This is a genomic window from Candidatus Obscuribacterales bacterium (assembly GCA_036703605.1).
Lineage (GTDB): Bacteria > Cyanobacteriota > Cyanobacteriia > RECH01 > RECH01 > RECH01.
In genome coordinates this window covers 1-10,703 of record DATNRH010000157.1, presented here as the reverse complement: position 1 = coordinate 10,703, position 10,703 = coordinate 1, and the positions used below count along the sequence as shown (strand labels likewise).

At 55.7% G+C, this 10,703-nt stretch carries 7 protein-coding genes and 1 pseudogene; 5 read left to right on the top strand and 3 right to left on the bottom strand.

Features of this window, described 5'->3' with window-relative positions; all coding sequences use genetic code 11:
• Positions 1-183 precede the first annotated feature (183 nt).
• The 3 genes from V6D20_03300 (at position 184) to V6D20_03290 (ending at position 5,689) form a co-directional block, all read left to right on the top strand.
• Positions 184-1,107, top strand: a complete 924-nt coding sequence (locus tag V6D20_03300) for a hypothetical protein (protein ID HEY9814819.1) — start codon at positions 184-186, stop codon at positions 1,105-1,107.
• Between the two features lie 429 nt (positions 1,108-1,536).
• A complete protein-coding gene (locus tag V6D20_03295) occupies positions 1,537-4,149 on the top strand; it encodes an HDIG domain-containing metalloprotein (protein HEY9814818.1) in 2,613 nt (870 codons plus the stop codon).
• 367 nt (positions 4,150-4,516) lie between these two features.
• Positions 4,517-5,689: a calcium/sodium antiporter gene (locus V6D20_03290; GenBank protein HEY9814817.1), complete on the top strand. Its 1,173-nt coding sequence runs from the start codon at positions 4,517-4,519 to the stop codon at positions 5,687-5,689.
• A 3-nt stretch (positions 5,690-5,692) separates the two neighbouring features.
• Here V6D20_03290 and V6D20_03285 read toward each other — a convergent pair whose 3' ends face one another.
• The gene (locus V6D20_03285) at positions 5,693-6,580 is read right to left on the bottom strand and encodes a prephenate/arogenate dehydrogenase (protein HEY9814816.1); all 888 of its coding nucleotides are present in this window, start codon (positions 6,578-6,580) and stop codon (positions 5,693-5,695) included.
• Between the two features lie 343 nt (positions 6,581-6,923).
• Between V6D20_03285 and cysE the strand changes: the two are divergent.
• Positions 6,924-7,544 (top strand): annotated as a pseudogene (gene cysE, locus V6D20_03280) (serine O-acetyltransferase).
• A gap of 173 nt (positions 7,545-7,717) precedes the next feature.
• On the opposite strand, the gene V6D20_03275 reads toward cysE, so the two are convergent.
• On the bottom strand, positions 7,718-8,308 hold the full coding sequence (locus tag V6D20_03275) for an Npun_F5749 family FMN-dependent PPOX-type flavoprotein (GenBank protein ID HEY9814815.1): 591 nt from the start codon (positions 8,306-8,308) through the stop codon (positions 7,718-7,720).
• Positions 8,309-8,545: 237 nt separating this feature from the next.
• On the opposite strand from V6D20_03275, the gene V6D20_03270 reads away from it, so the two are divergent.
• A complete protein-coding gene (locus V6D20_03270; protein HEY9814814.1) occupies positions 8,546-10,357 on the top strand; it encodes a glycosyltransferase family 39 protein in 1,812 nt (603 codons plus the stop codon).
• Positions 10,358-10,385: 28 nt separating this feature from the next.
• Here the strand turns inward: V6D20_03270 and V6D20_03265 are convergent.
• A partial coding sequence (locus V6D20_03265; protein ID HEY9814813.1) for a hypothetical protein occupies positions 10,386-10,703 on the bottom strand: 318 nt, incomplete at its 5' end.

The following is a 10,703-nucleotide window of genomic DNA, read 5'->3' as shown; positions in this document are numbered from 1 at the left end:
ATTAGAGAGGAAACCGTGAGTGATCCTGCCGTTCATGATTGTTTGCTATGGTTATGTCCAGAGTCCACACTTGCACTTTATATAATTGCACTGCACTAACTGTGCCATGAGTGTACTGCACATCGTCGATCGCTCCACTCGTCTATCCGGATTAATTTTCTAGCGTTTTACATCTACGTACCTATGCCGCTGGTCTACCCGCTTGCTCATCTTCCATCCCTTATTGATCAATGGCTAGGCGTTTATTGGGGCGTTCTCTTTGGCGATTTGATGGCTGCGGGATGGACAGCGCGGCGCTCACCAGGGCGATCGCTTACCCATCTTTTATATCAACCTCATTTCCTGGCTGCCGCCCCGCTGCCTGCCTGGGGGCGGCACAGTTTAGCCCTGGTTCATCAGCTTCAAGTCCATGGGGCGATCGCTAGGGGTGATCTATCCACGGTTGATCTGTCTATCGATCAGTCTGTTGATAGGTTCACAGAGGAGCGATCGCTTGCCCAGGCGATCAGCTATGCGGTGCCTTTGATGCTGTTTTACCACGATGATCTATCCGCCTTCGAGCAGCAGTTTCAGCACATCATGAGCCGGTTGCCGTTCGAGCCGTCCCGCAGTGCCACGATAACCGCTGGGGTGCAGGATCTTGCCCGATGGATGGCCCAAATCCTGAAACGGAAGGAGGCCGCTGTAGGTCTAATGCCTTCGGATATAGAAATTGATCGACCCCTAAAAGCCACTCTGGCGATCGCCGCTTCAGCTATGCAAACCATAACCGATGCACCGGCTCTGACCCTCGTGCGATCGCTTTATCACTGCGAGCAGCAGGGGATTCAGGACGTGGATACCTATCGCAGTGTGGGTATGACGGTGGGCATGTTGGCGGGGGCATTCCATGGAGCGTTGGGATGGCCTTGGTGTTGGTATGGAGCCGTTGAAGGAAACGGCGATCGCCCCTCTAGCCTGCTCCAGCTTTGGGGGATCTCGTCTCGATTAGAGCTTGAGCATGAGGTGCAGCGCCTAGCGGCGGCATGGATGGGAGCCCTGACTCCCAATTCTGTCATCGATCCTAGCTGGGCGATCGCAGCGGCCCAGACCTTGCAGCCCCGTTAAGTTTGAAGACCGTCGTGGAATAGCTTCGATATACTATTACTTGAGGATGTGGAGTATGCGCTTGAAGTTGTATCTCTGGTAACCGATCGCTACGATCCCTTTGCTTCAAGGAAATGCAGCCTGTTGGAGGTATCAGTCCCTTGTCTTCTCGGTTGAGCTTCTATAATCGCAATATACAATTCTGTAGGTAGATGGCGATTTTGACCATAATTGTTCACACTAGGGTGACCTGAACATAGTGGATCTACACGGATATCTCGCTGACCTCGCGCCCTATCGTCTTCATGTCTCTGTTCTGTTGAGTGTGGTGCTTCTTCCGTCTTGCCCCTAATACGGTTTTGATCAAGACCTTTGTCTAGGTCTTGTTGGACTAGAGCTAATCGCCGCGCGCTACTCTATTGCTCTCCCACTCGAATTTTTGGTACAGAGATGAAATCGTTTCGACGTCTTACTCAGCAGTTAGATCGATGGCGACAGTCCCATCAGAGTGCTTCCTCCTACAGGTTTGGGTTTCGGATGCAGCAGTTGGGCGATCGCCTCGGACGGCTTCATCCCAGTTCAGTCTCAGCTTCGACTCGACCTCCATTGCTGCAGACCATGAAAACAACTCAACGTTCTGCTCGGACGTTTCGGCAAGATGTTTCCCAGCAGCGCCCCATGGTGGTGCGCGGGTTGCTCACGAGTGTGGCTATTCTCTCCCTGACGAGTGTGATTGGGTATCGGTTTTATAACGAACCTCAGCTTGCCGTGGATACGACGGCCCCAGAAACCCTCACAGCTCCGGATAATGCTCGGGTTGAAGACACGAAAACCACTGAAGAAGCGCGTCAAGCGGCTCGTACCGGTTCAATCCCGGTTTTGATGATTGACGAAACCGCCAATCAGACGATCTATCAATCCTTTGATCGCCTACTGCAACGGGGGAATGATGTACGGAAGCAGTTGGGCGGGTTTCCCTTTACCTCCACCAGCAATCTCTCCCTGGCCAGTCAGCGCTATCTCCAGCGCACCACCGAATGGGAATGGCGGAGTATTTGGTCTGCTGTGCAGCAAGGTTCGACGCGATCGCGCTCTGCTGCGCCAAGTTCCACAGCCACCACGCTCCAGCCGCCACCACCGCGTCCTGCGGCTCCGGGGATGCCAGCGGATAGCGCCAGCACAACTCGTGTACCCTCCTCAGCTAATGGGCTGGGTGGTTCCCAACAACTGGCGATTCTAGAGCTACGGACGGCGCTGCGAGACAAGTCCGAGGATGAAGTCCAGCATATGGAGAGTACGATCAGCCGAGCCCGCGATCGCTATAGGACTGTTGCGGATCAGCTTGAGAATGATCCCGATGAGTTGGATAAACCCTTTGGGCCTTACCTCCTAGATTTAACGGATGAGGAATGGACTCAGGTGCAAGGGGAGATGCGTCAAGTGCTAGAACGCATTTTGCTCCAAGGCATTCCTCCAGGCTTGCCCAGCAGTATTCGCCGCCAAGCCATTCAGGCTCAGGTGGCGGTGAGTATGTCAGATTCTGTAAGACCCTTGGCTGTTGAGTTGCTTGACTCGGTGGTGCGCCCTAACCTCACCCAAGATCCGGAACAGACCCGTATTCGGGCTGAGCAGGCGGCGGAGGCCATTGATCCAGAAATGGTGGCTATTCGTCGGGGGGAGACCATTGTAGAAGCGGGGGACACGATTACCCAGGCTGATTTTGTGCTGCTGGATCACTTTGGCATGAGTCGCCGCCGCCTCAATTACCTGGCATTAGCAGGCTTTGCTGCGCTGATCAGTGGGGCGATCGCCATTTTCTGGCTTTCTGAGCGTATTTTTTATGCCCGGCTACGACTGCGTGACCACGTCCTGATTTTGCTGTTGGTGTTAACGGCTCCCTTGGCGATCGCCCTCGGCTTGCCCGGCAGCAGCTTGCCTGCCATTGGTCTTTTAATCGGTAGTTTTTATGGCTCTCCTCTAAGCATGACGGTGATTGCCTTGCTGGGGATTGTGCTGCCCATTGGTATGGAAGTGGCGCTCAATTCCCTTTTGGCGAGCGCGGTGGGCAGTGCGGTGGGCGCTGTACTATCTGGTCGGATGCGATCGCGCGAGGAGCTGGCTCTCTTAGGCTTAGGCGTAGGCTTGACCCAAGGGGTGGTGTATTTAAGTCTTAGCCTGATGTTGACGGCGGCTACCAGTCCTGTTTGGTATGCCGTGCTCACGGCTGCCGGTATTCAGACTCTGCTGGGTATTGCCTGGAGCGTCGTCGCCTTGGGCGTTAGTCCCTACCTAGAACATGGGTTTGACCTCGTTACGCCTACTCGATTGGTGGAGCTGTCGAATCCCAACCGTCCCCTCCTGAAGCGCCTCGTTTCGGAAGCGCCGGGCACCTTCCAGCACACCCTGTTTGTGGCGACCCTCGCGGAGGCCGCGGCCCGGGCCCTGGGCTGCAATGTGGAACTGATTCGCACCGGCACCCTGTACCACGACATTGGTAAAATGCACGATGCCATGGGGTTTATTGAAAATCAAATGGGTGGGACCAACAAACATGATTTGATTAACGATCCTTGGAAAAGTGCCGCTATTATCAAAAAACACGTCACCGAAGGGTTGGTCATGGCCCGCAAGTGCCGCCTGCCCCGGGCTGTGCGCTCGTTTATTCCAGAGCACCAGGGCACCATGCTGATTACCTACTTTTATTACCAGGCCCAAGAGCGCGCCAAAGAAAACCCGAATTTGGTGGTGAATGAGGCGGACTTCCGCTACGACGGCCCCATTCCTCAGTCACGGGAGACTGGCATTGTTATGCTGGCAGATTCCTGTGAGGCAGCCCTGCGATCGCTTAAGGATGCCACCCCCGAGGAAGCGCTGTCCACAGTCAACAAAATTATGCGCCACCGCTGGCAGGATAATCAGTTGGTGGATTCTGGGCTTAGCCGTGCCGATTTAGCCAAGGTGGCAGAAATCTTTGTGCAGGTTTGGCAGCAGTTCAACCATAAGCGGATTCCCTATCCCAAGGCGGCTTTGAACCCCACCCCATCGGCAACGTTCAAAGCGTGATTATCGTTGTAGGGAGGCTGCTTGGATGGGCATACTAGGTGATGGTTAAGTCAGCCGTTTTACATCGGGGCAGGCTGGACTTTATTCTGAGAATAGGATTCATTACCGTGGGCTAGGTCTTGATGTTTGCCTGGCTTGCGCCATGCCGTTGCGATCGCGTGATGCATTCTCAGGATGAAAGACGGTTTGGCCAAGCGTTCCAATGTCTAGTCTGGATGGACAGCGATCGCCTCAATCCCTGCTTTTGACTTCTGCGTTGAACAGACGGTGGTGGGTGAGGCGATCGCTGTCTTGGTTAGTTTGTGGAAGCGATCGCTCTGCTGTCGAGGTTCATCCTCAAGACGTTTTCATTCCCTGAGTTTCGTGTTTGTTCGCTGCCAACTCCCTAGGCTCGTTTATGGATAGTACGGTGATTCTGCTTTTTATTGTGGGCTGTGCGCTGCTGATTGCTGGGGCGGAGATGCTAGTCAATCATGCATCTTTCCTAGCTTTGGCGTTTGGCATTTCTCCCTTGGTGATTGGGTTGACGATTGTGGCCTACGGTACCAGTGCCCCAGAATTGGTGGTGTCGGTGCAATCGAGCTACGACGGTTTGGGAGATTTAGCCGTGGGCAATTTGGTCGGCAGCAATATTGCCAATGTACTGCTGATTTTAGGCATCTCGTCGGTGGTGACGCCCTTGGTGGTGTCGAGAAAAATTATTCGTTTGGAGGTGCCGCTGCTGATTGGTATCTCCATCACGACCATGGCCATGGCCTGGAATGGCAATATAGGTCGCCTAGAAGGGATGATCCTGTTTCTAGGTGCGCTTATCTACACCGGATTTATCATTTACCAAAGTCGTCGCGAGGAGTCGGAAGATGCCCGAATCGCGGCGCTGGATCTTGATGCCCCTCCAGCAATCGCCCTGGAACGCCCGCGCAAAGGTCAGATTGCGATTCGTCTAGGCTGGATTGTTGTCAGCTTTGCCATGTTAGTGTTGGGGTCGCGCTCCTTGGTCTACAGTGCCTCGGCGATCGCCCGTTCCTTGGGCTTCAGTGAGCTGATTATTGGCCTGACGATTGTGGCGGTAGGCACCTCGCTGCCGGAACTGGCTACGTCGGTGATGGCAAGCATCAAGGGAGAGAAGGATATTGCTATCGGTAATGTGATCGGCAGCAATATTTTCAATATTCTGTTTGTCATGGGCGTATGCAGCATGATTGCGCCCGAGGGCTTGCCCATTGCCCTGCCGGCCCTGCGGTTTGATATTCCCGTGATGGTGGCGGTGGCGATCGCCTGTTTACCCATTTTCTTCACCGGGGGCATTGTCGATCGTTGGGAAGGGCTGCTCTTCTTGGGCTACTACCTGGCCTACACCAGTTATCTGGTCTTCAACGCCACCCAGCATGACAGCATTGAACTATTTAGCACGCTGGTGCTCGCTCTGGTGGCGCTGCTGACGCTGGTGGCGTTGATGGATTGGATCATGCGGATGCTGCGGGCATCTAAGCTGGCCCAGCGGCGTCAGCGGCGCAAGGAACTGGATGATGTGGAGTAGGGGCTAGGCCGGATCGACAAAGGCGGGGCGATCGCGTTGGGTTTGCCCAAGCAGCGTCTCTAGGCTGTCCCAGTCGGAGGTTTCGATGGTCTGGATGATGGCATCCAACTGCTGACGATAGCCTTGCAGCGATCGCACCACCGCGGCTTGGTTATACCGGGCCATCATCACCCCCAGTTCTGGATTGCCGCCACCCACCCGACTTGTATCTCGAAAGCCAGAACTAGCAAGGGTTTGGGCAAGCGATCGCACCGTAGCACTCTCCTCGTTCATGCAGCTAGCAATCAAACTAGCGCTGACCATCACCGGCAGATGGGAAATCCAAGCCACGGCCCGATCATGGTCTTGCGGGTCACACTTGTAAACTTGGGCTTGCAGCGATCGCGCGAGCTGGGTGACTACCTCCACGGCGCGGATCGGCGTGTGGGCAGTGGGCGTGATCGCATAGATGCAGTTTTGGAAGAGCCCCGTCAAGGCAGCATCGAGACCGCTCTCCGCCGTGCCCGCCATGGGATGCCCGCCCACAAAATTCTCCCAGCGCGGGGCGATCGCCTCCACCACCCAGCCTTTGACCGAACCCACATCGGTGACAATCGTCTCCGGCGATAGATGGGGTAAGAGCTGATCCACCGTGGGCAAGAAGGCCCCGAGGGGCGTACAGAGCACCACCACCTCCGCCTCGGCCATCAGAGCCAGGTCGCAGCTTGCCTGGTCTACGATGCCGCGAGCGATCGCCGCCTCACAGGTGCTAGGGCGACGGCTTACCCCCAAGATAGTGTGGCCTAGCGATCGCCAGTCGATGGCCAGCGATCCGCCAATCAGCCCCAGTCCCACAATGCCAATGTTCATCGTTGTTGCTCCACGGCTTGGCAGCTCATTATTCTTCAACATCATGCCACGCAAGATTCATCCTACAGAACTTCAGGGTTCAAGGCATCTCACGCTCTGGGCAGCAATGGTGGGATTGAAGGGGGTGTAGATCGTCGAGGATGTAGGGTAGTAGGGGCGATCGCTGATGAAGTCAGCCTTTGTGCCCCTCCTGACATTTGAAGTGAAGGCTTAGTGGGATTTCGTTGACGCAGAACGTTAAGATATTTAGGGGTAGGGATAGGGCAGCCGTGCATTGTAGGATTCTAGAGAAGTAACCTACGGCGCTGAGCCTGTTTGCTGAACTGCGGCGTCCGTTCCACCTTTCGAACGTTGTCCAACTATTGCACACCGAGGTTAGAGACTCGTGCTGTCTACCCTAACGGCCGACTTCCGCATTATTTTTGACCGCGACCCGGCAGCCCGCAACTGGCTTGAAGTCATTCTGTGCTATCCCGGGCTGCAAGCGTTAGTCCTACATCGCATTGCCCATCAACTCTATCGCTGGCGGCTCCCTCTGATTCCCCGGGTCATCTCCCACTTGGCGCGCTTCATCACGGGCGTCGAAATTCACCCTGGTGCGGCCATTGGTCGTGGCGTGTTCATCGACCATGGCATGGGCGTTGTGATTGGCGAAACGGCCATCATTGGTGACTATGTCCTGATCTACCAAGGGGTGACCTTGGGCGGAACCGGCAAGGAAAGCGGTAAACGCCACCCAACCCTAGGCAATAACGTGGTGGTGGGTGCTGGCGCTAAGGTGCTGGGTAATTTAGAAATTGGCGATAATGTACGGATTGGGGCTGGTTCTGTGGTGCTTCGAGACGTGCCATCAGACTGCACGGTGGTGGGGGTTCCCGGCCGGATCGTCTATCGCTCCGGTGAACGGGTCGAACCCTTGGAGCACGGTCGCCTGCCCGACTCGGAAGCGCAGGTGATTCGAGCCCTCCTCGATCGCATTGAGGCCCTAGAACAACAAGTGGAACAATGGCAGCAAGCGGCTCCTCCCCAGCGCGTGTTGGTGACCATGGGTGCGCCCTCGGATCACGGAGCTGACCAAGATTCTGACTCCTGCCGCTTGAATGATCGGGCCATTGAAGAGTTTCTCAACGGTACGGGAATTTAGCTACCTGACTACCAAACCCTCAGTACCACTAAACCCTAAGGATTGACGGCCTGGCTAGTCCAGGCTTCTCCTTGGCGCTCATACAGGCAGCGATGCTGTGGTTCTCCCCGCAGGTCTAGATGATCAACACTATCTGGATCCAGCAGCAGCAGGCAGAAGGTGTCCAGCGGCTGCTCTAGGTCTAGGATGGGCGCGATCGCTTCTGAACCTATGTCTGAATCCTCGTCTATCCGTGGCGCGCCGGGATCGGGCCAGGCAAACTGGCTGCGGGCTGTTGGGGAAAGGGCGTGCCAGAGCGATCGCCGCGCGGTTTGCAGCATCGGTTCTGGTTCAGCATGGGTGACCACCGTTAAGAAGCCTGCCAGGCGAAACTGCTCGCGAGTTTTGGGAAAGTACCAACAGAGTTCGCCATAGGCCTGATGCTGAATCTGGTCAATTTTTTGGCTGCGGACATCGGTTGCTATCCGTAGCTGATTGCTGTCATCCAAAAATCCGCGAAACACCACCGTGCGATTAGCCGGTCGGCCATCTGGCCGCACAGTCGCCAACTGTAGGTAGCGAGCATAGGCTAGGGAACGATTGCGATGCAGAGCCCGAGCCAAGGGCGATCGCCAGGGAGCAAGCATGATCCATGTCTCCTTTCTAGACTGTCCTGAAGATTAAGCGTGCCTGTTGCTGGTAGAGATAGCGCTGGGACAGCTATTCATGGCGCGCCTAAGGGGCTGGAACTCCATTCACTACCGCAGGTTTTGAGCTGCCATTCAGACAGAGCCTACCACCGATCCCAGAAATCTGATCCCAAACCCCTGACCTCCCTCAAGACAGCTTATGATCAAGGTCAGACTTGATGGATACAGCCTGTCATGGATTCCCGTTCTACGCCTTTCTCCCTATTGGTTCAATCGTGGGATAAGCATCCTACTCTCCGTTGGGGACTAGCCGCCCTTGGATTGACGCTGCTCTGCGGTGGAGCCTTTTTTTGGCATCTGGGCAGCGTGGGTCTTATTGACGAAACAGAACCTCTGTTTGCTGAAGCTGCTCGCCAGATGACTGTCACGGGAGATTGGATTACGCCCTACTTTAACGGGGATACTCGATTTGATAAACCTCCCCTCATCTATTGGCTGATGGCGATCGCCTATCAAACCCTGGGGGTCAACGAATGGTCGGTGCGCCTGCCGTCGGCCCTCTCCGCCACTGCGCTGACGGTGATGGGATTCTACGTACTGCGCCGTTTTGGGTTTCCATCCCCCGCCCAAGCGAATGATCCCCAGTCTGCTTCAGACCAGCGATGGGCGGCCGCTTGGATTGGGGCTGCCCTGATGGCGTTGAATCCTCATACGTTAATCTGGGCGCGCACGGGCGTGTCGGATATGTTGCTCAGCGGCTGCATGGGAACAGCCCTCCTGTCATTTTTCTGCGGCTATACGGAACGCGATCGCCCCCGAGTGCAGCAGGGATGGTATTTTGCGTTTTATACTCTCACGGCCTTAGCCGTGCTTGCGAAGGGGCCGGTGGGTTTGGTCATTCCTGGCTTAACCATCCTTGGCTTTCTCGCGTACACCGGCAACCTATGGACGGTGCTGTGGAAGGAAATGCATCTGGCGTTGGGGATCCTCTGGTTTGTGATCCTGACGCTACCCTGGTATGTGCTGGTTATTTTAGAAAATGGGGCTGCCTACACTGATAGCTTTTTTGGCTACCACAACTTTGAGCGCTTCACTCAGGTGGTCAACAACCACGGTGCGCCCTGGTACTTTTACTTCATTGTTGTCCTAGCGGGCTTCTTTCCCAGCTCGGTCTATCTGCCGGTGGCGATCGCTCGTCTGCGCGTTTGGCGGCGATCGCACTGGGTAGACCAACCTCGATCCGGGCAACTGAGTTTGTTTGCCCTGACGTGGTTCGGGGTAATTTTTGGATTCTTTACCGTGGCGGTGACCAAGCTACCCAGCTATGTGCTGCCCTTGATGCCGGCGGCGGCGATACTTGTGGGTCTATTTTGGAGTGATCAACTGCTGCGATCGCCATCTCAGGGCTGGGCGATTCGCCTCAGTCATGGTGTAACCGTGGTGCTGTCTGTGGCCTTGGGGATTGCTTTGCTCTATAGCCCTGCGGTGATGGGCGATGATCCGGCGATGCCCACGTTGCCGGAGGTGATTCAGCAAACATCGCTGCTCCAGGCTGGCACGGTTGTCTGGCTGCTGATGGCGATCGCCATGGTCACCCTGTGGCTCAAGGGGCAGGGGCGATGGTTTTGGGCTGTGCATATCGTCGGTTTTGCAGCCTTTTTGATGGTGACGGTGATGCCTATGGGCTTTATCGTCGATGAACTACGCCAAGCTCCCCTGCGCCATCTTGCTCAGGTGGCGGTTGCGCAACAGCGGCCCAATGAACCCATTGCTATGGTGGGGTTTAGTAAGCCCAGCCTAGTGTTTTATACCCAGCAGCCGATTTTATATCTGAGCGCTCCCAGTTTGGTGATCCAGCGTCTACAGCGCTTGGGCGATCGCCCGGATGCACCCGACTCCATCCTGCTGCTGGGCTATCCAGGGCGGCTGCGGCGCACAGGCTTACCCCTAGATCAAGCCGAAAAACTAGAGGAAACCGATGCGTTCCAGCTCTTTCGCGTCACCTTGCCCCTGCCCGATGATCTGCCGCCACCGCCGGAGGAGTAGTTCTCCTTGGAATGCTACCTGGAAGCGCTCACTGGGATTGGGAATATTGTTGCCCTAAGGTGCTTTGAATCCGCAAAATGACGTCTTCAACCAAAATATCCAGGGGCAACATTTGGGCAGCGATCGCATCTAACCGCTGGCGCAGGATCTGGGTTTCTGACCAAAACTCAGGACTGGCCGATCGCTGTCCCCGCCGCCCTGCCTGCTGCCACACCAAGACCGGTGGACGGATCGGAGCCTGTTCTAAGATTTGAATCACCTGTACCAAGGCTGGATTAAAAGCTAGAGTATCCGTACAGAGCAGCAGCAAATCCCCGGACTGTTGCTGAAGAGCCTGGGCCATCTC

What these genes read in the sequence shown, in the direction of transcription:
- V6D20_03300 (HEY9814819.1), top strand. Translation starts at nt 184, where the DNA reads ATGCCGCTGGTCTACCCGCTTGCTCATCTTCCATCCCTTATTGATCAA.
- V6D20_03295 (HEY9814818.1), top strand. Translation starts at nt 1,537, where the DNA reads ATGAAATCGTTTCGACGTCTTACTCAGCAGTTAGATCGATGGCGACAG.
- V6D20_03285 (HEY9814816.1), bottom strand. Translation starts at nt 6,580, where the DNA reads ATGTTGAAGAATAATGAGCTGCCAAGCCGTGGAGCAACAACGATGAAC.
- V6D20_03275 (HEY9814815.1), bottom strand. Translation starts at nt 8,308, where the DNA reads ATGCTTGCTCCCTGGCGATCGCCCTTGGCTCGGGCTCTGCATCGCAAT.
- V6D20_03270 (HEY9814814.1), top strand. Translation starts at nt 8,546, where the DNA reads ATGGATTCCCGTTCTACGCCTTTCTCCCTATTGGTTCAATCGTGGGAT.